The organism is Pseudarthrobacter enclensis (assembly GCF_030811655.1).
Classification (GTDB): Bacteria; Actinomycetota; Actinomycetes; order Actinomycetales; family Micrococcaceae; genus Arthrobacter; species Arthrobacter enclensis_A.
Map to the genome: position 1 here is coordinate 105,281 of NZ_JAUSRE010000009.1, position 25,258 is coordinate 130,538.

Sequence of the window (25,258 nt, forward strand, 5' to 3'; positions counted from 1 at the left end):
CTTTGCATGGTGGCCGGACGAGTGATCCAGGTCATTCTGTTGCGAATATACCCGTCTCCACCGTTCGCAAACGAACGGCACCGGGAACGGCGGGCCGATGCCGTCGAAGGCTTTACCCGCCGTGCGGCTGCCAAGGTAAGTTAGGAACCGTGAAGATAGCTACCTGGAATGTGAACTCGCTCCGAGCCCGCGCCGACCGCGTTGAAGCGTGGCTCCAGCGCAGCGACTGCGATGTCCTTGCCATCCAGGAGACCAAGTGCAAGGACGAGAACTTCCCCTGGGAGCTCTTTGAACGCATGGGCTACGAGGTGGCCCACTTCGGAGTCAACCAGTGGAACGGTGTGGCCATCGCCTCCCGTGTGGGGCTTGAGGACGTGGAGCGGACCTTCCTTGACCAGCCTTCGTTCGGCAAGGCCGGCAAGGATCCCGTCCAGGAGGCCCGTGCCATGGCCGCCACCTGCGCCGGCATCCGCATTTGGAGTCTCTACGTTCCCAACGGCCGCTCCCTCGACGACGAGCACATGCCGTACAAGCTCAAGTGGTTGGAGAGCCTGAAGACGCACGCCCAGGCACTGGTTACGGAGAACCCACAGGCGCAGGTGGCGTTGATGGGCGACTGGAACATCGCACCGTTCGATGACGACGTCTGGGACATCGACCTGTTCATCAACAACCGGTCAACGCACGTCAGCCCGCCGGAACGTGAGGCGTTCCATGCCTTCGAAGCGGCCGGCTACACGGACGTGGTGCGCCCCTACACGCCTGGCCCCGGTGTCTACACCTACTGGGACTACACCCAGCTGCGGTTCCCCAAAAAGGAAGGCATGCGGATCGACTTCGTCCTGGCTTCCCCCGCCCTGGCCGCGCGCGTCACCGGCGCCGCGATCGACCGCGAGGAACGCAAGGGCAAAGGCGCCTCCGACCACGCCCCCGTACTTGTGGAACTGGCGGACTAATGACGTCACCCTGGACCCTTGCAAGGAGACCGTCATGACGGGAAACCTCTACCGGGGCCAGGCCGGCCTGCCTTTCTCCTCCACCCTCCGCGTCTACGAACCCCTGGAAGCCTTCCCGGAGGAACAACGCCCGGCCATCCAGGCAGCGGGGGCGCAGGCAGTCTCGCGCGCCGCCGTCGAAAACGCTGAACTGCTGGCGTCGCTGGGCCGCATCACCCGCACGGGCGGGGACCCGTTCCCGACGGGACGCACCGATCTGGTGCGGGTCACCACCCTCCCGGCGCCGGAAGGTGGAGCGGCCGACGACGCTGCTGACGCCGACGCCGGACCCGTCCTGCTGTATTGCCCCAGCCAACTGGTCCTTCGCGCCGGTTTGGCGGCCAACGCCCTCATGGAGGGCATCCACGGCCCGCTCGCCGAGCTGTTGATCCCTGAAGAGCAGCGTGACCGGCACCAGGAACGCATCGACCTGGTGAAGGCCCGCGACGGCTCCATCAGGGTCCACACGCGGGCTTCCACCTGGGGCATCCCCTTCAGCTGGTTCTCGCTGTTCATGGAATCCGACCGCAAGGACGTGGTGGAAGCCAACGGCCGAATCCTCACCGTCCGGGTCTGGGCGACCCTCACCGACGCCCTGGAGCGGGCCCGCTATGCCGTGGCCAACCTTGCCCTGGCCGCCCCGGACCTGGACATGCTCGATGACCTGGCGCAACTGACCGAATGGCTCGAATCGTTCCACGTGAACTCCATGGTGGAGCTGGACTACGGCGCCGTGGCAGACAAGGTATACCCCGACGAGTCACCCATGGACATCAGGCTGGGTATCGAATGCCTGGCAGAGGGGGACATGACCGGCGCAGCCGCTGCCTATCGCCGGCTTGCCTCCCGCTGGATTCCCATCCGCCAGCTCGCGCGCGCGTCCTGACGGGCGACAGCTCCCCGCAGATCCATTTCCGGGCCCCTTCTCACGTGTTCGCTGCTGACGGGGAACTGGAGCGAGTCAACTGCTGGGCGGGGCGGTGGACTCCCGGACGATCAGGTGGTGCGGGGCAACGGTCGTCTGCACCGCACCATGGGATCCAGCGAGTTCATCAAGGAGCATCCGTGTCCCCTGCTGGCCCTGCTCCACCGGGTCCTGGGCGACAGTGGTGAGGCCCATTGCCTCGGAGAACTCATGGTTATCTATGCCGATGATGGAAAGATCTTCGGGGACCCGCACTCCCCTGCGCCGTGCCTGGAGCATGGCGCCAATGGCCATTTCATCGGAGGCGCAGAGTATGGCAGTAGGCTTCGGCCCGGGTTTTCCCCACAGGGCGTCAAAACCTTCCTGGCCACTCCGTACGGTGAAATTGCCAAAGATGTCCCACTCCGGCGGCATTATGGACCCGGCCTTCGCCATCGTTTCCACGAAGCCTTCCACACGGAGGCGGGGAACGGTGAAGTTCAGGTCGGAATCGTCCTGGCCATGCAGGAGTGCCACCTTACGATGTCCCAGCCCAATCAAGTGTGAAGTGGCGTCTGCTGCCGCTGCATAGTCGTCGATCCCGATGCTGGGGCAGTCCTCGACCGGGCCCCCGACGATGATCAACGGGATGTCAATGCGCTGCAGGTCCTCAATTTCCTCATGGGTAAGCGACATACACAGGACGAGCAGCGCGTCGATCTGCTTGTAGACCATTGTCTTGCTGAAAAGGCGTTCCCGTGCACCGCGCTGGCCGCCCAGGTTGAAGAGGGAGAGGTTGTAGCCGCGCTGGTGGAGTTCGCGGTCCACGCCTTCGATGGCCTTGAAGAAGAACCACCGGTCCACGTATGGTGCCAGCACGCCCACGGTCCTGGTCCGGCCCGTGGCAAGCCCGGAGGCCGAGGAAGAAGCCACATACCCGAGGTTTCCGGCGACCTCCAAAATCTTTTCCCTGGTGGCGGGCGAAACCCGGGGCAACCCGCGTACGGCCCGGGAAACAGTGGCCGTTGAGACTCCGGCGGCTGCGGCTACATCCTCAATGCTGACGCCGTTATGGCCGCCCCGTTGAGACCTTTCAGTTGTGCGTGCCACCGTGTCCCCTTTTCAACTCCTTTTCGACGTAGGGCCGGCTGGCCCTGCGTTCACCCCCAAACCCTGCATTTTCCCATCCGACGCCCGGGCAGTGATAACCGGGCAGGCAGGGGCGCAGCAGCGGGGTGACGCTTCGGCCCGTGTTCCTACCTGCGGGCGGGAAGTTTACGGCGCAGGCGCACCATGCCATAGAGCGCCAGCAACGTGGCCAACAGGCCCAGGGCCCAGCCGAGGGCGGACTGGGCAGTGACTTCCATCCACACTGTGACCACGAGGAGGACGAGTGCCCAAAACGCCAGGAAACCAATGATGATGTCGAAGTCCTCGCCCGACCGGACAAGCCTGCTGCGGTTTCCCGCCCCCGGTGTGCGGGGGCGGGAACCGTTGTCCGTCACTTGACTGCACCTGCCGTGAGGCCGGCGACAATCTTGCGCTGAAATACCAGCACCAGGATCACCAGCGGAATGGTGACGATGGTGCCTGCGGCCATGATGGCCGTGTAAGGAATCTGGTTGGGCTGCGCGCCGGCGAAGTTGGCGATGGCCACGGTAACAGGCTGCGTCGCATCGCTGGACAGCTGGCTCGCGATCAGGAATTCATTCCACGAGGAGATGAACGCCAGGATCGCCGTGGTGAAAATCGCAGGTGCCGCCAGCGGCATGATGACCTTGCGGAAGGCCTGCCCCTGGGTGCAGCCGTCAACCCTGGCCGATTCCTCCAGCTCCCACGGCATCTCCCGGAAGAAAGAGGTCATGGTGTAGACGGTCAGCGGGAGCACGAAGGAAATGTTGGGGATGATCAGCGCCTGGTAGGTACCCATCCAGCCGATGTTGGTGAACAGCTGGAAGAGCGGGGTGATCAGGGCGACACCGGGGAACATGGAGGCTCCGAGGATGAAGCCGAGCACCAGGAACTTTCCCTTGAAGTTCAGCCGGGCCAGGGCGTAAGCGGCGAACACACCGATCAGGAGGGACACAACCGTCACCACGCCGCCGATGAACACGCTGTTCAAGAGCGCCTGGCCGAACCTGTTGCCAAACGATGTATCGAAGGCGGTCCTGAAATTGTCCAGGGTCACATGGGTCGGCAGGATTGAGGTGTCGTAAGTGAAGCCCACCTCACGGAACGCCGTGACCACCATCCAGTAGGCAGGCGCCAGGCACCAGAGCAGGACGATCGCAGCACTGAGGTAGGTGCGGCCCTGCGCCCACTTTTCACGGTTCTGCGCGGCCCTGCGGCCCCTGTCCTGCCGGGCACGCAGTGCCGAGGCGTCGGCTGTTGCCGTGGTCATTTCTTCCCCTTTCCTGTGGCGCCGCTCTGCTCAACCACGTTTGCCCCGAGGAAGCGGACAAAGATGAAGGCGACAAGGAAGATGATGATGAAGGTAATTGTGGACAGGGCAGCGGCCGCGTTGAACCCTTGCCTGATCTGGCTGATGACCAGAATCGACAGCGTAGTGGTGTTGTTGGCACCGCCGGTCAGGATGTACGGCAGGTCGAACATGCGCAGCGCATCCAGGGTCCGGAAGAGGATTGCCACCATAAGGGCCGGCTTGACCAGCGGCAGGGTGATCAGGCGGAACCGCTGCCATGCAGAGGTCCCATCCACTTTGGCCGCTTCATAGACTTCCGCGGGAATCATCTGAAGGCCTGCCAGGATCAGCAGCGCCATGAACGGAGTGGTCTTCCAGACATCGGCAATGACCACGGCCCATTTCGCTGGCCACTCGCTGCCCGTCCACAGGATGCTGACATTGAACAGCTTGTTGGCGATTCCCTCGAAGGCGAAGATAAAGAACCAAAGCTTAGCGGTGACAGCCGTAGGGATGGCCCACGGCACGAGAACAGCAGCGCGGACGAGGCTCCGCCCGCGGAACTCACGGGCCATGATCATGGCCATCCAGAAACCCAGGACAGTTTCCAGCGCCACCGTGACCACAGTGAAGAAGAACGTGGTGGCGGTGGCGGACCAGAACTGGCCGCCAAGGGTGCCCGGCGGGCAGGCGACAGTTCCGCCAGCGGGAGCCGAGCATTGCTGCGCCAGCCAGTTCACATAGTTCTGGATGCCCGCCGGGCCACCAGCAGTGAAGAGGCCGGTGGCCGGGTCCAGGCCGGCGTCCTTCTGGAAGGACATGACGATGGCGCTGACGATCGGGTAAACAATGACGACGGCCAGAGCGATGATGGTGGGGGCGAGCAGCCAGGACGCCCAGCGGCCCTGGCTGGCGATCCTGTTGTCCTCCCCCACACCTTTGGGTGCGTGATGGGCGGGGGCGCCGCCCGACGCCGGTGCCTTGACCGGCGTCGGGCCTAGTTCGGTTGCCATGGCAGAACTACGATCCCGCACCGGCGGATTCGATGGACTTCTGCATGTCAGAAAGTGCGGTTTCCACTGGCTTTTCTCCCTTGATAGCGGAGTAGGCGTTGTCTTGGATTGCCTTGGTGACGGCCGGGTAGAAAGGCGTTACCGGACGCGGAACAGCGTTCTGGATGGACGTCTTCAGAACCGGCAGGTAAGGCAGCTTCGCGACGAGTTCCTGGTCCTCGTACAGCGATCCGAGGACCGGAGCCAAGGAGCCCTGCGTAGCGTAGAACTTCTCGGATTCCGCCGAGGTCATGAACTTCATGAAGTCCAGCGCAGTGGCCTTGTTCTTGGAGTACACGCTGGTGGCAAGGTTGTGGCCGCCGAGCGAGGAGGCACCGGGGCCATTCTTGCCCGGAAGCGCAGCCAGTCCAGTCTTGTCCTTGACGGCGGAAGAACCTTCAGTGGTCATCAGGTTGAAGGCGTAGGGCCAGTTGCGCAGGAACAGGAGCTTACCGCTCTGGAATGCCTGCCGGCTGTCCTCTTCCTTGTACGTGATGGCTTCCTTGGGGATGTTGCCGTCCGCGTAGGCCTTCGCCAGGTTTTCAAGGCCGGCCTTGGCCTCGGGGGTGTTCAGGCTGGGCTTTCCGTCCTTGTCGAGGACCGAGCCCCCCGCGGAGTTGATGGCCTCGGAAGCGTTCACGGTGAGGCCCTCGTACTTGCTGAACTGGCCCGCATAGCATCCAATGTTGTTCTGCTTGGCGATGGAGCACATGCTCATCATCTCGTCCCAGGTCTTGGGCGGGTTGGGAACCAGATCCTTGCGGTAGTACAGGATGCCGCCGTCAGAGGTCTGCGGTGCCGCGTACAGGGTCCCCTTGTAGGTTGCGCTGTCCACGGTTGGCTTCAGCATTGCGCTGGTGTCGATCGCCATCTTGTCCTTCAGCGGCTGCAGCCAGCCCTTGGCTGCGAACTCGGCGGTCCAGACGACGTCCACATCCACCACGTCGTAGTCGGACTGCTTGGCCTGGAAATGCTGGACAAGGTCGTCGTGCTGCTGGTCGGCCTGATCGGTCTGTTCCTTGAAGGTGACCTTTTCATTCGGGTGGGCAGCATTCCACTTATCCACCAGGGGGCGGACCACGTTGCTGTTGTCCTTGCCCTGTACATAGGTGATGGGGCCGCGGCCGTCGAGGTTGGCGTCGGCGTCGCTGCCTCCACCGCCCGTGGTGCCCCCTCCACCTCCGCCGCCGCAGGCGGACAACGTAAGGGCCAGAATGCCGGCAGTGGCAGCCGGAAGCAGGAATCTCGGGGTTTTCATTAGCTTGAAGCTCCTCGCTGAGTGACAAGTAAGTCGACAGTGCGCTTGCTAGGTGAGGTTGATGTGGTGACCATCACACTAGTAACGTTGCTGTCGGGAATGCAAGCGTTTACATCAAAAAGTTATCAGAGGGGAACCAAATGCCCGACCCGACCGTTCCAGCGCCCCGTCACACGCCCTCTGCCTGGTGGGCCGATGCCGTGGTCTACCAGGTCTATCCCCGATCCTTCGCGGACGGCAACGGCGACGGAATGGGCGATCTCCGGGGCGTCACCGACCGGCTCCCCTACCTTGAACAGCTCGGCGTGGATGCCGTCTGGCTGTCGCCGTTCTACAAGTCTCCGCAGGCCGACGGCGGGTATGACGTTGCGGACTACAGGCAGGTCGACCCCCTTTTTGGTTCCCTGGCGGACTTCGACGCGATGTTGCAGGAGGCTCACCGCCGCGGCCTGAAAGTCATCGTGGACTTGGTTCCCAACCACACCTCGGACGAGCATCAGTGGTTCCGCGAAGCACTGATGGCAGCCCCGGGGAGCCCGGAACGGGAACGGTACATCTTTAGGGACGGCAAGGACCAGGTGCCGGGAACCGGCGACGGAAAGAGAGCGCCCAACAACTGGAAGTCAGTGTTTGGGGGGCCGGCATGGAGCCGGGTAACTGAGGCCGACGGATCACCCGGCCAGTGGTACCTGCACCTCTTCGACACCAAACAGCCGGACCTCAACTGGGACAATCCGGACGTCCAGGAGGAGATGCGCTCGGTGCTGCGGTTCTGGCTTGACCGCGGGGCGGACGGCTTCCGCGTGGACGTTGCCCACGGACTGGTCAAGGAGCCGGGACTTCCGGATTGGGAAGGTGTGGCGGCGATGGTGGAGGGGACTTCCGTTCCGGGGCGGGAAAGCCACCGTCCGGGGGACGCGCCAGGCGCCCATACGGACGCCGAAGAACCACACAGGGCAGTTTCACCGATGTATCCGCCGTCGCCTTTCTTCGACCAGGACGGGGTGCACGCCATCTACCGTGACTGGAACCGCGTCCTGGCCGAATACGGTGGGGATCGAATGATGGTGGCGGAAGCCTGGGTGGAACCCGCCGAGCGCCTGGCACGCTACGTCCGCCCCGATGAGATGCAGCAGGCGTTCAACTTCGATTTCCTGCTGGCCGGCTGGGACGCAGAACGCATGGCTGATGCCATTGACGCGTCGCTGGCAGCGGCAGCATCAGTAGGGGCTCCGTGCACCTGGGTGCTTAGCAACCACGACACAGTGCGCCACACCACCCGGTTCGGCCTGAAGGACCCCACCACTTTCCCCAAGGGCATCGGCCCCGGGGACGAACAACCCGATGCCGCCCTTGGCCTTGCGCGGGCGCGTGCCGCCACACTGGTGGCACTGGCACTGCCTGGCTCCGCATACCTGTACCAGGGCGAGGAACTGGGCCTTCCGGAGCACACAACCCTTCCCGCCTCAGCCAGACAGGACCCGACGTTTTTCCGAACCAACGGTGCAGAGATTGGCCGTGACGGCTGCCGGGTCCCCCTGCCGTGGGCCGCTGGGCAGCCTGGTTTTGGTTTCTCCGGGGCTGTTTCTGCGGAGGCTCCCGCACCGTGGCTGCCCCAGCCGGAAAGCTTCGGTCCTTTGGCAGCGGACCAGCAGGACGGCGAGGAGGGTTCGACGCTGGAGCTCTACCGTGCTGCCCTGGCGTTCAGGTCAGCCCGGCACTTGGGCAGCGGCAGCGTGGAATGGACCGACGAACACGCCCCGGAGAGCGGACTGCTCGCCTTCCGGAACGGGGATGTGGTGGTGCTGTCCAACATGGGCTTTGCTTCCGCCCCCGTGCCGGACGGCTATGCCGTAGTCCTTTCCAGCGGTCCGGAGCCGGCCGGCGACTGGGCCGCCATGCAGGAGGTACCCGTGGACTGCACGGTATACCTGCAGAGCAGGCGGTAACCGCAGGAGCGGGGCGGAAGCCCCGGACCCACCTAGCGGACCCGCTCCGCTCGGCCGAAACGGGTCCGGGCGCCCGCGCCGATGTGGATGAGAACGGGTATTTCCTTCCCCACAACGGATTCAAGGGCGCGAAGGAGTTCGGACACCTCGGCCGCAAGCAGGTGCGGGGCCACGCCCTGCCGGGGCAGGAGGCGCACCTTCAATGCGGGCAAGCCCTTAACGCTGTAGGTGGTGATGGTGGCACCGGCAAGGTCCGGCCGTCCCTCAAGGGCCTGTTTAAGTGCCTGTTCGGCTACCCCACCACCGATCCGGACGTCACCGGGAGGGTCGCCGGGATCGTATTCGGCGGCCAGTAGGTTTGACCGGCCCTTTCCCTGTTGGGCGATCCAGGCAACCATGAGCGCCATGAGGGCCAGCAATGCCAGCGCCACCACGATCCACAGCCAGCTTTCCGGGCCGCCAGGGAAGCGGGTGGAGCTGAAAAGCTCGGTGATCCCAGCCCAGGCGCCCGCGGACCAGGAGTGCCACCAGGGGGCCACCGCGGGAACGGTTGCCAGCAGCACCAGGAGCAGGCCCGATCCCAAGAGGAGCAGTCCAAGCACTGCAAGAAGGATGCGGTTCAGGAGTGCCGGGGTGCTGTTCATGCTCCGATCACCCCGGACGGGGCCACAATGACGCGGGGAACCGGCGACGGTTCCAGCAGCATGTGGTCCAACTCGTCGCGGACGGCATCCAGCACCCGGTCCTGGTCGACGGGGATACCGGACGTGGGCCGCACATTCACCAGCACCTGCCGCTGGGAGACAACCACCATGACCTGTTCCGGTGTAACGTTGGCGGCCAGCCGCGCACGGCGTGCGAGCGAGGACGCAATGACCTCATCATCCACCACCACGGCCGGCAGACCTTCGCCGCCCCCGCCGGCCAGCAAATGACGGGCCCGTTTGCCGGGCAGGAGCCCATTAAGGAGGAAAATCAGGCCCAGCATGGCGAGCACGCCGCCAATGGCTGCCAGCAATAGCGGGGGGATGCCGGCCGGAAGGTCCACGATGCGCTGGGCCGCCACCTGCGGCTCGATCAGCCACGCGGGCTGGCCAACGGCGTGGACTCCGGATTCCAGCACACCGTACGCGGCAAGCACCAGAACCAGGACGGCGGCGGCGACTGACACGGCGGCCCGGGAAGAATGGGTTTCGCGGAAGAGGACCCTCCGCATATCCGGCCCGTTGTTCCCCCGCGATCCGTTGTCCGCGCGGCGGTTGTCCACGCTGCTGCTCACCGCACCCGCCCTCCCGTGTTGACCTTCGCCCCGCTGATGCGGATATCCACGCGGCTCAGCCTGGAACCGCTCAGTTCGGAAACTGTTGCCATAATGCTTGCTTTGGCCCTGACTGTGCGGTCCCATATGGACCCGCCGGCCGACTCGAGCCGCGCCGGGTCCCGGACGACCGACTGCAATGGCGGGATGCTGATGGGGGCGACGAGTGACAAAGCCAGCAGGCCGTCGTCGTCCGTCCAGTCTGCGCGTACGTCCTCGGGGTCAATGCCCAGAGCCTGTGCTGCAGCTGCCCTGGCGAGGCTGGTCAGTGCCTGGGTGCTGATCCGGTTATGGCCGCTGAGCGCCTGCCCACGAACAACGGGCGGGGGCGGGCTCATGAGGACGAGCGCCGGCCGATGATGGCGTCGAACACGCCCCGCAAGTCCAGCTTTCCTTCGGCAGCACGCCCCAGGAGGGCGCCGACGGCCATGAAAAGAAGGGAGACAAGGAATCCCCAAAGCCCGAACTGCAGGGACATGAAAGCGACGAAGGCCCCCATAGCCGTACCGGCAACGGTGAGGTTCACAGAACCGCCTCCCGTTCAGGGGCAGCCGATGAAGTTGGCTTGACAGGCGGCGGCACGTAGACATCCGTGATCTCGACGTTCACTTCGATGACCTGCAGCCCCACCAGTTCCTCGACCGCACGGTAAACGGCGGCCCGGACCTCATTGGCCAGGGAGTGCAGGGGCGTCCCATAGCTCGCCACCAGGGTGATGTCCACGGCCACCTGCGTTTCGCCCACTTCCGCGTGGACGCCCGCGGCATGATCTGAACTTCCCACGGCGTCCCGGATGGCGCCCAGGGCGCGGGACGGACCCGAACCCAGCGAATAGACTCCTGGAACCGCCCGGGCAGCTATTCCCGCAACCTTGGCTACTGCAGTCTCGGAAATCACTGTCCGGCCCGCGCCCGGAACCGGGCGTGCGGCAGGACGGTTTGACGCCACGGGTTGTGGGTTCTGGTATTCCATCAGGCACTCCCCCTTCTGTTGCTTCCACCCTATCCCCACGCTGCGGCACGCGGGCTGGAAACTCCCCGGGTGGCCGCAAAGGAAAGGCAGCGAGCTGCTCCTCCGGGCTGCGCAGCCCGGAGGAGCATTAAAAGGCCCAGGCGGGGAACGGCCCGAGGACATCCCCGCCTGGGCAGCGCCGCCGGCCGCGGCAATGCGGTGCGGCCGCGGTCAACTGATTCGCGTTGGCCTTCTTACTTGTAGAGGCCTTCCCCGCCAACCCTGACATTGGTGGGCAGGTAACCGAACGGGCCAAGCCCGTTCCGGCCAAAGCTGCGGTCCACCTGGGTGACGCCGTTCCTGAAGTTGATCTTCACCGTGGGTGACAGCGATCCGCCGCGCACACCGTTGACATTGTCGATGAACGACTGCACCAGGCCACCGGGCTGCACATAGTGCGAGTAGGCCTGGAACTGGCGGCCATTCTGCTGGCCCGAGATGCTGCCACTCGGGTTGTTGGCCGGCAGGTTGAGGTCGGTGGGCGAGCCGAGCGCCAGTCCGCTGTTGTTCACCGGCTGGAAATCGGAACGGATGCCGTCGCCAACGAAGCCGTAAACGCCGTCGGGACCGCGCATGCCGGCCGCGTAGGTGAACTGGTGGCTGATCGTGTACAGGTAGTATTTGTTCTTGCCGTTTTCGTTCTGGATGAAGATCTGGGGACGTTCAGTCTGGTCATTCACGCAGTTGGCGGACAGGATGGGCGGCAGGAAGGACCACTTGGTCAGGTCCTTGTTGTCCGCCACCGCCAAACCGACATTTGCGGTCTGGTAATAGGCTCCGCTGTTCTGGACGTCGGTGACGTTTTCAGCCTTCGGATCGCCGGGCCGGTACCCCAGGTCGTCGCCCTTGCACTGGTAGTCGCCGCGGTTTCCGGCGGTATTGCCTTCGAACACCATGTACGTCTTGCCCGGGTGGGCGGGATCCACGAACGTGTACGGGTCACGGAAGGCGAAACCGGGGTTTTGGGCCTTGGTCTGGTACATCTTTCCGTCCGGTTCCAGCAGCTTGGTGTGCTGGAACCCGTCGAACGTGACGCCGTTCTTGTCGGCGTGGATGTTGCCCAGCGCCTTGGCAATGGCCGCGTCGGGAGCGATCCCGCCGCCGCCGGCGTTGCGCTCAGCCACGTCATGGAAGGTGGTGGCCGTGTAGAAGACGTTTACGTGGTCACCCTGCATGAGGCGCGTGGACCCGGACCATTCGGTATTGCCGATGGAAGTGTTGTCCAGGAAGAGGTGGCCGCCGTAGTTCCACTTGTCCTTGGCAGGGTCCGCGTTGGTCTTGCGGAAGAAGTAGCCGATGCGGGCGTTCCAGTGGCGCTGGTCGAACCCGTAGCCGGCGTGGCGGTCCGCGACGAGGGAAAAGATGACATCCCAGCCCTTGTAGCTGATCTGGTTCGCGTTCTCATCCGTAAGGGACCAGGTGTCCCAGACCCAGACGTCGTCATTCATGGCAGGGAAATCCTCGGGGATTTCCGGCATGGTCACGTCCGGGCTCATGGAGTTCTGTCCGGGCGCGACGGTGGGATCGCTCTGCGCCATGATCTGCTTGGCATCTGCGCGGGTCCACTTGGAGGTGAAGTCCGACGCCGGATCGAAGGCCTGCTGCGTGTGGTTGGTGGGGAGGGCGAAGCCGGGAGTGGGGGCCGGCAGCTGCTGGGTGGCCGGCGGATCCGATGGCTCGTTGGCCTGGGCGGACGGGACGGCCAGGAACGCCGATGCTGCGACGGCCGTCGCCAGGGCTGAGGCGACGGCGCGCCACCGCAGTGTCCGGCGTGATTGGGGGTGCTTGTGCATTGTTGCTCTTCTCGCGGAGTTGTGACTGTTCGTGGAAGACGGGCCGAGGCCCGGGCCCCGGACAACAACGCACCCGGCAACAGCGCAGGCGTCACCGGGGACGCCGTTGTGTGTCGGGGAAATACGGGGCCTGGGTAGGGCCCCGGACCGAAAAGGAAGCATGCTTTCCCTCAGCCGGCGTCCACGCTAGGCGGAGCGAGCGGAGGATTCCAAACATGTTTCAAGACGGAAATCCGGCTACCGCCGAGTAGTATGCAAGCGCTTACGCAGCCCAACGCGCGCGCGTGCCACAACGGTTTGGCACGCGTCAATTGTTTCGACGCCGGGCCGGGACTTCTTTCAGGGAGGCGGTCAGATGTTACAAGCGCCACAGCTACCTGTAGGCACGGGACCTCGGTGGGGACCTGATGCGCCGGGCGGCGGCCCGGCGCGCCCGGAAAACCGCCCGCGTCGACGCGCAAGAGCGGGCGCGCTGCGCGGATTCATTGGCGCGGCGCACGTTCGGGTCCCGTCAGGGAACGTGCGCGCCGGAAAGGAGCATGCGCCTCGGAAACGAACAAGCGCGTCGGAAACCGCGGCGCGCGTCCCAAGGAATGCCCGCGTCGCCCGGAAACGGGGCCTGCCTATTTGCCAGCAGACTGGGCCCGCAGCACCCCATCGACTGCTCCGCAGGTGTGGTCCAGGGGCCGCCAAACGACACGTCGGAAGCACCCGATGGGTGGGGGTTAAATGAAGAAAAGCACCAGGTCCGAAGAACTGATGCTTCCCAGTGGTGGCTCCGACCGGCGTCGATCCGGTGACCTTTCGATTTTCAGTCGAACGCTCTACCAACTGAGCTACAGAGCCTAGGTGACTAGTCACCATGACAGCCGGAATTTCTTCCAACAATCAGAGCGACCCTGACGGGACTTGAACCCGCGACCTCCGCCGTGACAGGGCGGCGCGCTAACCAACTGCGCTACAGGGCCTTGCGTTTCTTGCTTTGCAGTATCTCTACCGCTTTTTTCAAGGCTTCCAGCCTACCAGACTTTTTCAGCCTGCTTGACCAGTTCCTTGCGTACCCCCAACGGGATTCGAACCCGTGCCGCCGCCGTGAAAGGGCGGTGTCCTAGGCCGCTAGACGATGGGGGCCAGAACCCGTTCGGAGCAAAATAAAAGGCGTCAAGCGGGGCTTTTCGTCTTTGTCCTTCGCGTTTCTCCGAACTGGACTCTAAAACTATAGGGGCTAACCGGGAATAATCCAAAATCCACGAAAAACCGCAGCGTTGGGCCCCTGTCCGGGTAAAGATGGACGGATGGATGCCGTAGCAGCGCTCAACGAGATTGCTTTCTGGCTGGAGCGCGGACGCGCCGCCACGTTCAAGGTCCAGGCCTTCCGCAAGGCCGCCGCGGCCATCGGGCCCCTCGGGCCGGAGGAGGTGGCAGCGCGCGCCCGGACTGGCCGGCTCAAGTCCATGAAGGGGATTGGCGACCGGACTTATGCGGTGATTCGGCAGGCCGTTGATGGACAGGTCCCCGATTACCTGGCAGACCTTCGCGAGAAGGGCGCCCAGCCCCTGGCATCCGGGGGTTCGGACCTCCGGGAATCGCTCCGGGGCGACCTGCACAGCCACAGCGAATGGTCCGACGGCGGCTCCCCCATAGAACTCATGCTGGCAGCGGCGGAGGTGCTGGGCAGAGAGTACCTGGCGTTGACGGACCACTCCCCCAACCTCACCATCGCCAACGGCCTCTCCCCCGCGCGCCTGCGGGATCAGCTGGATGTGGTGGCCGGCATCAACGAAAAAGCCGGAGGTACCAGGCTGCTCACCGGGATCGAAGTGGACATCCTGGAGTCCGGCGAGCTGGACCAGGAGCCGGAACTGCTGGAGCGCCTGGACATCGTGGTGGCCAGCGTCCACTCAAAGTTGCGCGCCGACCGGAAGACCATGACCGCGCGGATGCTGGGCGGGATCCAGGACCCGCGGACCAACGTGCTGGGACACTGCACCGGGCGCCTGGTGGAGGGCTCGCGGGGAACCCGGCCGCCGTCTGAATTCGATGCCGTGGAAGTGTTTTCGGCGTGCGCGGAACATAATGTGGCGGTCGAGATCAATTCCCGCCCCGAACGGCAGGACCCGCCGGACGCCCTGATCCAGCTGGCCCTGGAAGCAGGCTGCCTGTTCTCGATAGACAGCGATGCCCACGCTCCCGGGCAGCTGGACTTCCTGCAGTACGGTGCGGAGCGGGCCGCCCGCAACAACGTCCCGGCTGACCGGATCATCACCACATGGCCCGTGGACAAGCTTCTTGCCTGGGCAGGCTGACCGGAAAGTGCGCGCGGACGGCGGGAGTGGTGTGGCCATTTTCCGCCAGCCCGGCATTCCGTCCAGCCGTAGATTGTTCTTATGCCTTCAACCAGTCCCGCACGCGAACCCCTCACCCCACCATCGGCACCACCTGCTCCGGTCAAGGCCCTCGGCGTGGCGGCCATGGTGGTCACAGTTGTGCTGTGGGCGTCGGCGTTCGTTGGCATCAGGGCCGTAGGCCCGTTCTTCTCACCCGGCTCCCTGACGCTGGGCAGGCTGACGATTGCCGCCGTCGCACTGGCCTTTGTCGTTGTGCCGCAACTGCTCAGGAGCCGGCTGTTGCCTAAGGGCCGGGAGTGGCTTCCCATCCTGGCCTACGGGGTGATGTGGTTTGGCGGCTACAACGTGGCGCTGAACGCTGCGGAGCACATCCTGGATGCCGGCACCAGCGCCCTGCTGATCAACGTCAACCCCATCCTGGTGGCCATCATGGCCGGCATGTTCCTCAAGGAGGGGTTCCCGCGCTGGCTGCTCATCGGCAGCACCGTGGCATTCGCGGGCGTCGCGCTCATCGCCGCCGGTTCCGGACAGCCGCGCACCCCCGGGGAAAGCTCGACGGCGGACCTGGCCGGCGTGGGGCTTTGCCTCCTTGCCGCGGTGCTCGCCGCAGTCAGCGTCATCATCCAGAAGCCGGTGGTGCGGAAATTTCCGGCGGCCCAGGCTACCTGGTTCGGGATCGTAGTGGGAGCGCTGTGCTGCCTGCCCTTCGCAGGGCAGCTGGCATCCGAAGTCCAGGCTGCCCCTGTTCAGGCCACTCTCGGCCTGGTGTACCTGGGTGTCTTCCCCACGGCCATCGCCTTCACCACCTGGGCCTACGCGTTATCGCTGGTGGACGCCGGGAAGCTGGCAGCCACCACGTATCTGGTTCCCGGCACCACCGTCCTCATCTCCTGGCTGCTGCTGGGTGAGATTCCCACCGCCTGGGGCCTGGTGGGCGGCTTGGTGTGCCTGGCAGGCGTGGGCCTGACCCGGCGCAGGACCAGGACTGACAGGGCGCCGGAAAGGCCGCTGGAAGAAGGGGGCGCGCGCCCCCTCCGGCGCTAGAGTCGGAGTATGCCAGCCACCCTCCCGCCGGGTTTGCCCATTATTCCCCCACCGCCTGACAGACCCGGGGGCGGGAACCAGCCCCGCCACGTACAGGCAGCGGGATTCACCATGTCCCCCGACGAGTTCGAATCGGCAGTCCAGGATGCCCTGGACAGCATCCCCGCAAAGCTGGCCCAGGCCATGGACAACGTTGCGGTCTTCATCGACGACGACTACATTCCCGGCCCCGGGGAAGATCCGGACACCGTGCTGTTGGGATTGTACGAGGGGGTTCCGCTAACGGAACGCGACTCGTGGTGGGATGCCGGGTCCCTCCCGGACCGGATAACTATCTTCCGCGAACCGATCCTGGAGATCTGCGCCTCCCGGGAAGACGTAATCCACGAGGTGGCCGTGACTGTGGTGCACGAAATCGCCCACCACTTCGGCATTTCCGACAAGCGGCTGCACGAGCTGGGCTGGGGCTAGCCTTGTAGGCATGGGACATGACCACAGCCACAGCCACGGGATCACCGCCACGGGCCGGCACCGAAAACGCCTTGTGGCCGTCCTGGGGATCACCCTTGGCGTGGTGGTGATCCAGATTGTGGGCGCGGTGTTCTCCGGTTCCCTCTCCCTGCTCGCCGATGCCGGCCACATGCTCTCCGACGCAGCCGGCGTCACCATCGCCCTGCTGGCAGCATGGATTGCCGGCCGCCCCGCCAGCGACCAGCGGACCTACGGCTACCAGCGCGCCGAGGTCCTGGCAGCCCTGGCCAACGCCTTGATCCTGATCGTGATCTCCGTGGTGATCTTCACCGAGGCGATCCGGCGGTTCGGTGCGCCACCGGAAGTCCACACGGACATCATGCTCTTCGCCGCCGTCCTGGGCGCCGTGGCCAACCTGGCCTCGCTCCTCATCCTGCGTACGGCCCAGGATGAGAGCCTGAACGTCCGCGGCGCCTACCTGGAGGTGCTCGGCGACCTCCTGGGCTCGGTGGCCGTCATTATCGCCGCCGTGGTGATCATGCTGACCGGATTCCAGACGGCGGACACCATTGCATCTGTGCTGATCGCACTGATGATCCTGCCGCGGGCATGGAGCTTGCTGCGCGACGTGGTGGATGTGCTGCTGGAGGCCAGCCCGAAAGGGGTGGAGGTGCAGATGATCCGTGAGCACATCCTTTCGGTGGCCGGAGTGACCGATGTGCACGACATCCACATCTGGACCATTACCTCAGGGGTTCCGGTGTTCTCTGCCCACGTGGTGGTGGAGGACGGGGTGCTCAACGCCCGGGGTGCCGATCAGTTGCTGGACAAGCTCATTACCTGCCTGGGCTCGCACTTCGACACTGACCACTGCACGTTCCAGCTGGAGCCTGCCAGCCACTCGGACCACGAAGCACATCAGCACGCCTAGTCCGACACACCACAGCATATTCCGCCGCTAATCACATTGTTGTGGTTTATGTTATTGATGTGACTGCTGTTGCCAATGTGCAACGCCTCACGTAACCTCAGACTGCTGGCGAGCAGCTGAGGGGCACCGTCGTGCCGCATCCAGAACCTCACTCCCAGCCTTACCGTTGCGAGGACTCTGCAGATGGCTTTATCCGGATCGGGCCGCGGGACGGCCGTGCTGTGCGCCGCCGTCGTACTCTTTGCATCTGCGGCAACACCGGCAGCCGCCTTACCGGCGATGTACTCCCCGCTGGCCGTTCCGGCATCGCCGGAGATTCCTTCACCCGAGGACATCGCCGCAGCCAAGGCCAGCGAGTCCGCTACGGCCGACGAGGTCACCAGGATCGAGGGGATTCTGGCTGACGCGGCCACATCCCAGCAGGCGGCGTTCGCGGTGGCGATGCAGGCCAACAACTCCTACAGCGAAGCTTTGGTGGAACTGCAGCAGAGGACGGAGGCCGCATCCGTTGCCTCCGCCAAGGCCGCGTCCGCACGCGAGCAGCAGGACAAGACCCGGAAGCAGGTGGGGCAGCTCGCCGGCGACCTGTACCGGAACGGCGGCCTGAACCCCACCCTTGGAACCTTGGCCAGCGGGGGCGAAAGCATGCAGCAGGCCGCCACGCTTGAGGCTCTCTCGGCAAGCCGCAGCCGCGCCTTTGACGCTGCTGACGCCGCCGCTACCGCCTACCGTTCCCTCACGGCAGCGGCTGACGATGCCACCAAGGCCGCCGCTGATGCGGCGACGACTGCAGAACAGCGAAAGTCCGAGGCCGAACAGGCAAACGCTGCGCAGGTCAAAGCGGTGTCCGACGCCAAAGCACAGCGGACCGTCCTGGTGGACCAGTTGGCACAGCTCCGCAACACCACGGCGGCGCTGGAGTCGGCCCGTGTGGATGCCCTTGACCGGCAACGTGAAGAGGCACGCCTCGCCGCGCTTTCCGCCGCCGCTGACAAGGCGGCCCAGGACAAGGCCACCCAGGACACCGCTGCCCAAAACCAGGGAGCCCGGAACCAGGCGTCCCCGCAAACCAACTCCGGGCAGGCCGCCGCCCCTGCGGCTCCGGCTCCTGCAGCACCCGCCCAAGCCGCGCCTCCTGCGCCAGCCCCCGCAGCACCGGCACCAGCTGATCCAGCGCCGGCCCCGGCTGCCCCAGCCCCGGTTGCCCCGGCCCCCGCACCTGCTCCACCTGCTGATCCAGCCCCCGCACCGGCCCCGCCTGCGCCTGCTCCGGTTGCCCCGGCGCCCGCGCCCGCCCCTGCTCCTTCGACCGGTTCAGGCACCTACGACGTGGCCATTTCCGTTGCCTTGGGGAAGGTCGGCGCGCCTTACTACTACCAGTGGGGCGGCACAGGCGTGTATGGCTTTGACTGCTCGGGACTGGTCCAGAACGCCTTTGCCGCCGCCGGCACGTACCTTCCCCGCACCGCGTCCCAGCAATATGCGGCGGCCCCGGTACACGTGCCGATTTCGCAGGCCCGCCGCGGCGACCTGCTGGTCTGGGGTTCGGCGCCGAACTTCTACCACGTGGCCATCTACCTTGGGAACGGCCAGGTGGTGCAGGCACTCAACCCGCAGGAAGGCATCACCGTCTCATCCATCAGTTCGATGGTGGGCATGGATCTCTACCCGTACGCAGCCCGCTACTGAGCTGGGGGTCGGGCTGCGAAAGCAGGCCGCTCCGCCGTCGTCAGCTCAAAATGTCCTTGGTGACGAACCGCCCGTAGGCGAGCGCCCCGAACACTGACACGTAGCCGGCCTGGAGCAGGGCGTTGCTGCCGAAGGAATCCCACACCATGGGTTGACGCAGCATGTCGCCAAAACCAAGCCAGTAATGGCTGAACAGCCACGGGTGCAGCCACTCCAGCTGCGGCAGCTGGTCCAGGACCTGGGAGACCACGGACACCACCACCGTGGCTGCCATCGTTCCCACCGGAACCACCGTCATGGTGGACAGGAACAGTCCGATTGCGGACAGGCCGGCCAGGGATACTGCCAGGTAGGCGGCGATCAGCAGGATGCGCAGGGCCGCTTCCTGCGGTTGCACCACGCCGCCGGAGAGCAGCGTCACCGGACCTATGGGGAAGAGCGCCGCGCCGATGGCAGCCCCCGCGAGGCCGACGGTCAGGGGGGCGACGATACAGAAAGCCAGGGCGCCCGCGTACTTGACCAGGAGCAACCGCACGCGTCCGGCCGGCGCCACCAACAGGTAGCGGAGGGTCCCCAGGTTGGCCTCCCCGGCAATCGTGTCCCCGGCCACCACCCCCACCGCGAGCGGCATGAACAGCGGAACCGACACCAGCATGGCGGTGAAGGCCACGAACAGCCCATTTTGGGTAATCCGGTCCAGGAACGCAGGTCCGCGGCCCGGCGGCACCGCAGAGGAGACCCTGACCGCGATGGCGGTGAGCACCGGAATTGCAGCGAGCGCCAGGAGCAGCGCCCATGTCCGCCGGCGGCCGAACAGGACCTTGAGCTCCGACCCGAGCAGGGACACCCCGGACCGGCGCGGCGCTGCAGCCTGCCGGGCAGTTCCTGCGGCTTCGGGTATGTCGGCGGGCACACTACTGGGCAACGTCGAATCCTTCCCCGGTGAGGGCAACAAAGCGTTCCTCAAGGCTTTCACGTTCGACGGCGAAGCCCCGGACGCGCACACCGGCCTGCACCAGGTGCGCCACGACGTCCTCGGGGAGCAGCGCCGGTTGTTTGGCGTCGGTTCCGAGCGCCGCTACGACGGTCTCGCCGTCGGGCTGAGTACGCAGGGCTCCCGGCAGTCCCGGTGCGGGGCCGCCCCGCTCAAGCTGTTCGGGCCTGGGCTGGCCGGCTGCACCGGGCTGTGCAGGCTCCGGCGCCAGGCCCAAACGGGCCAGGACCTGCCGGGCCGCACCGCCGTCAGGCGTCACCAACCGGAGCCGGGCGTTCCCGGCCTGCCGCAGCTCAGCAAGGGGTCCCTGCGCCACAAGCCTGCCCGCGCTCATGACGGCAGCGTGCGTGCACATCTGGTCCACCTCGGCCAGCAGGTGGCTGGACACAAAAACCGTGGTGCCCTCATTCGCCAGGGACCGGACCAGGTTGCGGACTTCCCGCGTCCCCTGCGGGTCCAGCCCATTGGTGGGTTCGTCCAGAACCAGCAGGTCCCGTGGCGACAGCAGCGCGTTGGCGATGCCCAGCCGCTGCTTCATGCCCAGGGAATACGCGTGTACCCGCTTCCCGGCGGCGTGTTCCAGCCCCACGCGCTCCAGGGCGTGGTCCACCCGTGCCCTGCGCGTGGAGGGCACGGTGTGGGGGCCCGCAGCATCCAGCCGGTGAAGATTCGCAGCGCCGGACAGAAAGGGGTAGAAGGCTGGCCCTTCCACCAGGGCGCCGACGCGCGGAAGTATGTCGTGGAGCTTGTCCGGCATCGCCTGCCCCAGCAGGCTGACCGTCCCTGAGGACGCGGCTGCAAGGCCCAGCAGCATGCGGATGGTGGTGGTCTTGCCGGAGCCGTTGGGGCCAAGGAACCCGAAGACCGTCCCGTGCGGGACGGCCAGGTCCACATGGTCGACGGCGGACTGCCGGCCAAAGTGCTTGCTCAGGCCGCGGGTCTCGATGGCCAGCCCGCCGGTCACCGGGCCGCTCATCCGTTTGGTCCCAGCCCGGCAGGCACTGCCCGTTCGGCCGCCACTTACCGAGCCGCTGCTGCTGCGGACTGCAGCCTCTCCGCCGGCACCATTCCAGCGAAGATCCGGCCGTCGTCGGTGATCAAAACGTTGAGCAGGGCGGTAGACAGCAGCCGTCCGCCAGGGACTGCGACGGCGGCCTGGGACAGGAGCGGGTCCTGCAGCAGGGATCCTGCCGCAGAAGCTGAACCGTGCAGGGTGCCCACCACGGTCTCCCATCCCGTCCCGGTCACGGATACGTTGCCTTTGGCGTCGCCGTGCATTGCTCCGGGGGTGTGGGCGCCGGAGGGACCATGGGGCCTATCCGGAACCGGGAGCTCCTTGACCGTGCTGCCGGGCGGCGGGGTGAAGGCGAAGACGGACGCGTCCGGCGCCTCCAGCGAGAGGCTGGTGAACTGTGAAACGAATGCCGGCTTGCCAGCTCCTCGTGCCGTCACCTGGACGGACAGGGGCATGCCGTTTTCACCGTCGACGGCGATGGCCACCCTGCCCACCAGGGTGCCGTCAGTGCGTGGCTCGATCAGCAGGTTGTAGGCGGCCCGTCCGGCTACGGAAACGTCCGGACCCACTGAAACGGCAGTAGTGGGGTCAATCCTGGACAGGAATTGCTGGGCAACGTCGGCAGGTGTGTGCACGCCGCCGCCCCCCTGCCGCTCCTTCGACTGCGCCGGGTCCTGGACGTGCGCCGGCAGCGTGGCATGTTCTGCCGTGTTGTCCTTGGAGGAATAGAACCAGACGTCACTGCCGTGGCGGACCACGTCCCGTTCGGCAAGTTGATCCATCACCTGGATGCGTGCGTTGTCCTGGCCGTCCATGAAGACACGGGCGCTGTGCTTGCCGGAGAGCAGTTCAATCACCGAAGCCACGCTGCCCGGGGACGCAGGTCCTGCAGGCTTTCCGGCTGCAGGCAGCTCCGGCAGCCCCAGGTCTGCAGACTGTTCGACAGTCCCGGAGAACGCCCGCACCTGATGGCCCGCTGCGAGTTCCAGGACCTGGGCCGGTGTCTTGGCCGGCAATGGGTTGCTGGCGCCTGCCGGCAGGGACCCGGCGAGCGAGGCCGCGGCGATAACCACCGGGGCCGCCGCGGCAGGCAGCCACCGCAGCCACGGCCTGCGGCGCCGTGCGCCATCCCCGTGCATCCGTGTAGGTTGCGCTTGCGTTTGTTGCGACTGTCCGCCGGAGTCCAGCCTGTCGGAGCCCATAAGTAAAGACTACGCCCGTACCTGGGGGTCTGGGTGGCTCCCGCAGCTACCTATCCTGCAACGGTCCGTGAGGTTCCGGGACAACGGTTCCCGCACCGCCGTCGACCGTTATTGTTTGCCCGGTGGCAATTGCACTGGTGGCATCCGGAACCCCGACGACGGCGGGGATGCCGTATTCCCTGGCCACGACAGCGCCGTGCGAATTGGCGCCGCCCATCTCCATCACCAGCCCTCCGGCAGTCAGGAACAGCGGCGTCCAGCCGGGATCGGTGGACGGGGCCACCAGGATTTCACCCGGTTCAAGGCGGGCTCCGACAGGATCCAGGATGACACGGGCCACACCGGTCACCGTTCCGGCCGATGCGGGGCTGCCTGCCAGGGCTCCTTCCGCCCCGTTTCCGACGACGGTGCGCACCGCTTCGGGTTCGGTGCCGTCCGAGAGCAGCACCCTGGGGATGTGCCGGCGCCTGAGCTCCCGGTCATATTCCGGCTGCCGTGCGGCCACGAGGGCACGAAGGTCAGGGTCACGGGTCCCGTGGTCGGCGTGGCCGGTCAAGGCCTGGCGGACTTCGCCGAAGTCCAGGAAGAACACGTCGTCAGGCCGGTCAGTCCTGCCCGACTGTGCCAGTTCCGCGCCCACCAGGAGCAGTTGGCGCCGGATTTCAGCGAGGCCAAGAACCAGATGGTACTTGGGCAGTTCGCGCAGGCCGGCGAACAGGCGGGCCCTGTGCAGGGCGGCCCGCACCAGCCTTCCCTGGATCCTGCCCCGTGCAGCGGCCTGGGCAACGAGCTGGTCCACCTGTGCTTCCGCGTCCTCGGCGGCCTTGCTGAACTGGACATCAGGCGCCAGGGCCGGATCCTCCAGCCGGAGGTAGTTGGCAAGGATGCCCAGGATATGCGCCGGGTCCTCCGACCAGCGTGGCAGCCCGAGGTCGATCTCGCCCACGGCCCGGTGTCCGTAGGAGCTGAGGAACCTGGCCAGGGCGGCGTCCAGGCGCGCGGGCAGCTCCCCGGCGTGGAACGCAGCTGCGAGGACGTTGGGTTGGCCGGTCATCAGGACGCAACGGGACTGGGGGTCGTCGCGGATGGCCTTTGCCAGGTCCCACAGCTCCAGGTCCATCTCCGTGGTGACATTGTTCGGCAGCCCTCGGATCACCGGCTGCAGTTCGCTCCACGCCTTGCCGCCCAACAGCTTTCCCGCAAGGCCCAGCATGGCGAAACCCAACGCAGGAAGGGGAAGGATGGCCGGGACGATCCGGAAGAGGCGTGAGCCAAGGAGTGACTCGACGTGGTCCAGCCGCGCCAGGGGTCCGGCACCGGGCCCGGGCGCCAGCGACGCCTCGAATTCCCGCGTGAACCGGTCAACCCGCCGGAGGGCAGCTTCCGGCCGCACCAGGGCATGAAGCAAAGTGCCTGGCACTTTCGCCCGGGCTGCCACAGGCACAACGTGGCGCAGCAGGCCGAACGGGGTCCGCGTGGTTACCGAAAAGGCCGGGTCCTCGAACAGCTGCCGCATGACCGCTGCCGTCCGTGCCTCCATGATGTCGAAAACCCGGGGAACGAGGCGGCGGCCGATGCTGCTGCGGATGGGGGTGGTGAAGTCGACGTAGATCCGCTGCCCGGCTTCGGCGTAGGGGGACGGTCCGCGTCGGGGATCAGGAACGGGAAATCCCGCGGCGGCCGCAACCGAGGACGCGATGAGGCGGACGGCTGCGAGCCCCATGGGCGTGAGCGGCCGGGTGAGCCCCTGCGCCAGGCTGAAGCAAAGATACGCCCGGGTGCCGCCGTACGGGGAACTGCGATACCGGACATTGCCCGCAGCGCCGTTGCTCCGGGGGACCGGGTACAGGGTGGTGATCGGCCTGGACTGGGTGAGCCATAGGCTGCCGGCCCGGTCGATGGCCCACTCGGTGTCCTGTGGGGCACCGAAATGCTCCTGCGCCTGAAGCCCCAGCCGCACCAGCGCGGCAACCTGGCTGTCCGCCAGGCAGGCGGCGCCTCGCGCGGCGGGCACTGCCCTGACCCCGGTTCCGCCGCCGGGAAGCGCCGTTACCTCCACGCTCTTGTCACCGACCTCGCGCTCCAGCACCACACCGGTGAGGGCGTCCACCACGAAATGGTCCGGATTGACTGCGCCGGAGACAACAGCCTCACCGAGGCCTGGGGTGGCGTCGATTGACACCTGCCTGCGGCTTCCGGTGAGCGGGTTTGCCGTAAACATCACTCCCGCCGCAGCGGCGTCCACCATGTGTTGGACCACCACCGCAAGGGCCACGCTGGCCGGGTCGATGCCCAGGCTGGCCCGGTAGGCGGTTGCCCGCTCCGTCCACAGCGATGCCCAGCATCGGCGGACCGCATCAAGCACCGCCGGCACTCCCACGACATTGAGGTAGGTGTCCTGCTGCCCGGCGAAGCTGGCAAAAGGAAGGTCCTCTGCTGTGGCCGAGGACCTCACGGCCACTGGAACATCTGGACCCATCGCTGTGTAGGCCCTCTCCACGGCCGCGGAAACCGCCGGCGGGATCGGAGCTGCCAGGATCGCTGCCCGCGCCGTGCCAGCCAGTTCATCCAGTTGGTCCGGCTCCAACCCGGCGCCGCCGGCGGCAAGTGCAGCGTAGACCCCGGCCAGAGCAGGAAGCAGGGGGCCGGAGGCACCGGTTACCTGCCGATAACCGGCGGTGGTCACGCAAAACCCGTCCGGAACAGGCAAACCGGCGGACAACAACTTCCCCAGGTTGGCGGCCTTGCCACCAACCTGGGCCAGCATCCCTGCGTCGACGCGGCCCAGTTCCAGCACCAGCGCGGTGTCCGTGGTGGTGCCGGCCAACGGTGGCCCTTGCTGCTCCATGTCTGCCTTAGGTC

23 protein-coding genes and 3 tRNA genes are annotated in these 25,258 nt (G+C 66.0%); 8 read left to right on the forward strand and 18 right to left on the reverse strand.

The genetic code is table 11. The annotated features are described in order from the left end of the window. The first annotated feature begins 149 nt into the window (after window positions 1-149). On the forward strand, window positions 150-956 hold the full coding sequence (locus J2X98_RS10505) for an exodeoxyribonuclease III (RefSeq protein WP_141944002.1): 807 nt from the start codon (window positions 150-152) through the stop codon (window positions 954-956). A 34-nt stretch (window positions 957-990) separates the two neighbouring features. Next, window positions 991-1,881, forward strand: a complete 891-nt coding sequence (locus J2X98_RS10510) for a hypothetical protein (protein ID WP_141944004.1) — start codon at window positions 991-993, stop codon at window positions 1,879-1,881. Between the two features lie 75 nt (window positions 1,882-1,956). On the opposite strand, the gene J2X98_RS10515 is transcribed toward J2X98_RS10510, so the two are convergent. The 5 genes from J2X98_RS10515 to J2X98_RS10535 all read right to left on the reverse strand — a co-directional run bounded on the left by J2X98_RS10515 (window position 1,957) and on the right by J2X98_RS10535 (window position 6,631). Further along, on the reverse strand, window positions 1,957-3,009 hold the full coding sequence (locus J2X98_RS10515; protein WP_141944007.1) for a LacI family DNA-binding transcriptional regulator: 1,053 nt from the start codon (window positions 3,007-3,009) through the stop codon (window positions 1,957-1,959). 146 nt (window positions 3,010-3,155) lie between these two features. Beyond that, window positions 3,156-3,404, reverse strand: coding sequence for a hypothetical protein (locus J2X98_RS10520; RefSeq protein WP_141944009.1), 249 nt, complete (start codon window positions 3,402-3,404; stop codon window positions 3,156-3,158). Next, window positions 3,401-4,300 carry a carbohydrate ABC transporter permease gene (locus J2X98_RS10525; RefSeq protein WP_307307608.1) on the reverse strand — a complete coding sequence of 300 codons (900 nt, stop codon included), beginning with the start codon at window positions 4,298-4,300 and terminating at the stop codon, window positions 3,401-3,403. The genes J2X98_RS10520 and J2X98_RS10525 overlap by 4 nt, the downstream gene beginning before the upstream one ends. After that, window positions 4,297-5,334 carry a carbohydrate ABC transporter permease gene (locus tag J2X98_RS10530; protein WP_307307610.1) on the reverse strand — a complete coding sequence of 346 codons (1,038 nt, stop codon included), beginning with the start codon at window positions 5,332-5,334 and terminating at the stop codon, window positions 4,297-4,299. Before J2X98_RS10530 ends, J2X98_RS10525 begins: the two co-directional genes overlap by 4 nt. 7 nt (window positions 5,335-5,341) lie before the next feature. Beyond that, window positions 5,342-6,631, reverse strand: coding sequence for an ABC transporter substrate-binding protein (locus tag J2X98_RS10535; protein ID WP_307307613.1), 1,290 nt, complete (start codon window positions 6,629-6,631; stop codon window positions 5,342-5,344). 140 nt (window positions 6,632-6,771) lie between these two features. On the opposite strand from J2X98_RS10535, the gene J2X98_RS10540 reads away from it, so the two are divergent. Continuing rightward, entirely contained in the window at window positions 6,772-8,580 is a 1,809-nt protein-coding gene (locus J2X98_RS10540; protein ID WP_141944016.1) for a glycoside hydrolase family 13 protein, read from the forward strand. Window positions 8,581-8,612: 32 nt separating this feature from the next. Here the strand turns inward: J2X98_RS10540 and J2X98_RS10545 are convergent, their stop codons facing one another. The 9 genes from J2X98_RS10545 to J2X98_RS10585 form a co-directional block, all read right to left on the reverse strand. Continuing rightward, the gene (locus J2X98_RS10545; RefSeq protein WP_141944019.1) at window positions 8,613-9,224 is read right to left on the reverse strand and encodes a hypothetical protein; all 612 of its coding nucleotides are present in this window, start codon (window positions 9,222-9,224) and stop codon (window positions 8,613-8,615) included. Continuing rightward, the gene (locus J2X98_RS10550; protein WP_307307619.1) at window positions 9,221-9,859 is read right to left on the reverse strand and encodes a hypothetical protein; all 639 of its coding nucleotides are present in this window, start codon (window positions 9,857-9,859) and stop codon (window positions 9,221-9,223) included. Before J2X98_RS10550 ends, J2X98_RS10545 begins: the two co-directional genes overlap by 4 nt. Further along, window positions 9,856-10,236, reverse strand: coding sequence for a hypothetical protein (locus J2X98_RS10555; protein ID WP_141944024.1), 381 nt, complete (start codon window positions 10,234-10,236; stop codon window positions 9,856-9,858). Before J2X98_RS10555 ends, J2X98_RS10550 begins: the two co-directional genes overlap by 4 nt. After that, a complete protein-coding gene (locus tag J2X98_RS10560) occupies window positions 10,233-10,424 on the reverse strand; it encodes a hypothetical protein (protein WP_307307622.1) in 192 nt (63 codons plus the stop codon). The genes J2X98_RS10555 and J2X98_RS10560 overlap by 4 nt, the downstream gene beginning before the upstream one ends. Further along, complete coding sequence (locus J2X98_RS10565; RefSeq protein ID WP_141944027.1) at window positions 10,421-10,870, reverse strand: Asp23/Gls24 family envelope stress response protein; 450 nt, start codon at window positions 10,868-10,870, stop codon at window positions 10,421-10,423. Before J2X98_RS10565 ends, J2X98_RS10560 begins: the two co-directional genes overlap by 4 nt. Before the next feature lie 233 nt (window positions 10,871-11,103). Then, the gene (locus J2X98_RS10570) at window positions 11,104-12,702 is read right to left on the reverse strand and encodes a glycoside hydrolase family 68 protein (RefSeq protein WP_141944029.1); all 1,599 of its coding nucleotides are present in this window, start codon (window positions 12,700-12,702) and stop codon (window positions 11,104-11,106) included. Between the two features lie 770 nt (window positions 12,703-13,472). Then, a tRNA-Phe gene (locus J2X98_RS10575) sits at window positions 13,473-13,548 on the reverse strand. Between the two features lie 48 nt (window positions 13,549-13,596). Further along, window positions 13,597-13,670: transfer RNA gene (locus J2X98_RS10580), tRNA-Asp, on the reverse strand. Window positions 13,671-13,760: 90 nt separating this feature from the next. Beyond that, window positions 13,761-13,833: transfer RNA gene (locus tag J2X98_RS10585), tRNA-Glu, on the reverse strand. Window positions 13,834-13,997: 164 nt separating this feature from the next. Here J2X98_RS10585 and J2X98_RS10590 point away from each other — a divergent pair. From J2X98_RS10590 to J2X98_RS10610, 5 genes are all read left to right on the forward strand, one after another. Further along, complete coding sequence (locus J2X98_RS10590; protein WP_307307628.1) at window positions 13,998-15,008, forward strand: PHP domain-containing protein; 1,011 nt, start codon at window positions 13,998-14,000, stop codon at window positions 15,006-15,008. An 81-nt stretch (window positions 15,009-15,089) separates the two neighbouring features. Beyond that, window positions 15,090-16,094, forward strand: coding sequence for a DMT family transporter (locus J2X98_RS10595; RefSeq protein WP_373460863.1), 1,005 nt, complete (start codon window positions 15,090-15,092; stop codon window positions 16,092-16,094). A 9-nt stretch (window positions 16,095-16,103) separates the two neighbouring features. Beyond that, window positions 16,104-16,565, forward strand: coding sequence for a metallopeptidase family protein (locus tag J2X98_RS10600; RefSeq protein ID WP_307307630.1), 462 nt, complete (start codon window positions 16,104-16,106; stop codon window positions 16,563-16,565). 10 nt (window positions 16,566-16,575) lie between these two features. Continuing rightward, complete coding sequence (locus J2X98_RS10605) at window positions 16,576-17,496, forward strand: cation diffusion facilitator family transporter (protein ID WP_141944037.1); 921 nt, start codon at window positions 16,576-16,578, stop codon at window positions 17,494-17,496. Between the two features lie 183 nt (window positions 17,497-17,679). Beyond that, window positions 17,680-19,185: a C40 family peptidase gene (locus tag J2X98_RS10610; protein WP_307307634.1), complete on the forward strand. Its 1,506-nt coding sequence runs from the start codon at window positions 17,680-17,682 to the stop codon at window positions 19,183-19,185. 40 nt (window positions 19,186-19,225) lie between these two features. Here J2X98_RS10610 and J2X98_RS10615 read toward each other — a convergent pair whose 3' ends face one another. From J2X98_RS10615 to J2X98_RS10630, 4 genes are all read right to left on the reverse strand, one after another. Continuing rightward, on the reverse strand, window positions 19,226-20,110 hold the full coding sequence (locus tag J2X98_RS10615) for an ABC transporter permease (protein ID WP_373460864.1): 885 nt from the start codon (window positions 20,108-20,110) through the stop codon (window positions 19,226-19,228). Continuing rightward, window positions 20,100-21,155, reverse strand: coding sequence for an ABC transporter ATP-binding protein (locus J2X98_RS10620; RefSeq protein WP_307307637.1), 1,056 nt, complete (start codon window positions 21,153-21,155; stop codon window positions 20,100-20,102). The genes J2X98_RS10615 and J2X98_RS10620 overlap by 11 nt, the downstream gene beginning before the upstream one ends. Before the next feature lie 44 nt (window positions 21,156-21,199). Then, window positions 21,200-22,333: a LolA family protein gene (locus J2X98_RS10625; protein WP_307307639.1), complete on the reverse strand. Its 1,134-nt coding sequence runs from the start codon at window positions 22,331-22,333 to the stop codon at window positions 21,200-21,202. 109 nt (window positions 22,334-22,442) lie between these two features. After that, window positions 22,443-25,244 (reverse strand): PEP/pyruvate-binding domain-containing protein, encoded by a 2,802-nt coding sequence (locus J2X98_RS10630; RefSeq protein WP_307307642.1) that lies wholly within the window; start codon window positions 25,242-25,244, stop codon window positions 22,443-22,445. Between the last annotated feature and the right edge of the window lie 14 nt (window positions 25,245-25,258).

Excerpts from the sequence above, each read along its gene's own strand:
- J2X98_RS10510 (WP_141944004.1), top strand. The coding sequence starts at position 991 with ATGACGGGAAACCTCTACCGGGGCCAGGCCGGCCTGCCTTTCTCCTCC.
- J2X98_RS10535 (WP_307307613.1), bottom strand. The coding sequence starts at position 6,631 with ATGAAAACCCCGAGATTCCTGCTTCCGGCTGCCACTGCCGGCATTCTG.
- J2X98_RS10610 (WP_307307634.1), top strand. The coding sequence starts at position 17,680 with ATGGCTTTATCCGGATCGGGCCGCGGGACGGCCGTGCTGTGCGCCGCC.
- J2X98_RS10590 (WP_307307628.1), top strand. The coding sequence starts at position 13,998 with ATGGATGCCGTAGCAGCGCTCAACGAGATTGCTTTCTGGCTGGAGCGC.
- J2X98_RS10545 (WP_141944019.1), bottom strand. The coding sequence starts at position 9,224 with ATGAACAGCACCCCGGCACTCCTGAACCGCATCCTTCTTGCAGTGCTT.
- J2X98_RS10630 (WP_307307642.1), bottom strand. The coding sequence starts at position 25,244 with ATGGAGCAGCAAGGGCCACCGTTGGCCGGCACCACCACGGACACCGCG.
- J2X98_RS10620 (WP_307307637.1), bottom strand. The coding sequence starts at position 21,155 with ATGAGCGGCCCGGTGACCGGCGGGCTGGCCATCGAGACCCGCGGCCTG.
- J2X98_RS10540 (WP_141944016.1), top strand. The coding sequence starts at position 6,772 with ATGCCCGACCCGACCGTTCCAGCGCCCCGTCACACGCCCTCTGCCTGG.
- J2X98_RS10605 (WP_141944037.1), top strand. The coding sequence starts at position 16,576 with ATGGGACATGACCACAGCCACAGCCACGGGATCACCGCCACGGGCCGG.
- J2X98_RS10555 (WP_141944024.1), bottom strand. The coding sequence starts at position 10,236 with ATGAGCCCGCCCCCGCCCGTTGTTCGTGGGCAGGCGCTCAGCGGCCAT.
- J2X98_RS10600 (WP_307307630.1), top strand. The coding sequence starts at position 16,104 with ATGCCAGCCACCCTCCCGCCGGGTTTGCCCATTATTCCCCCACCGCCT.
- J2X98_RS10625 (WP_307307639.1), bottom strand. The coding sequence starts at position 22,333 with ATGCACGGGGATGGCGCACGGCGCCGCAGGCCGTGGCTGCGGTGGCTG.
- J2X98_RS10595 (WP_373460863.1), top strand. The coding sequence starts at position 15,090 with ATGCCTTCAACCAGTCCCGCACGCGAACCCCTCACCCCACCATCGGCA.
- J2X98_RS10570 (WP_141944029.1), bottom strand. The coding sequence starts at position 12,702 with ATGCACAAGCACCCCCAATCACGCCGGACACTGCGGTGGCGCGCCGTC.
- J2X98_RS10525 (WP_307307608.1), bottom strand. The coding sequence starts at position 4,300 with ATGACCACGGCAACAGCCGACGCCTCGGCACTGCGTGCCCGGCAGGAC.
- J2X98_RS10565 (WP_141944027.1), bottom strand. The coding sequence starts at position 10,870 with ATGGAATACCAGAACCCACAACCCGTGGCGTCAAACCGTCCTGCCGCA.
- J2X98_RS10530 (WP_307307610.1), bottom strand. The coding sequence starts at position 5,334 with ATGGCAACCGAACTAGGCCCGACGCCGGTCAAGGCACCGGCGTCGGGC.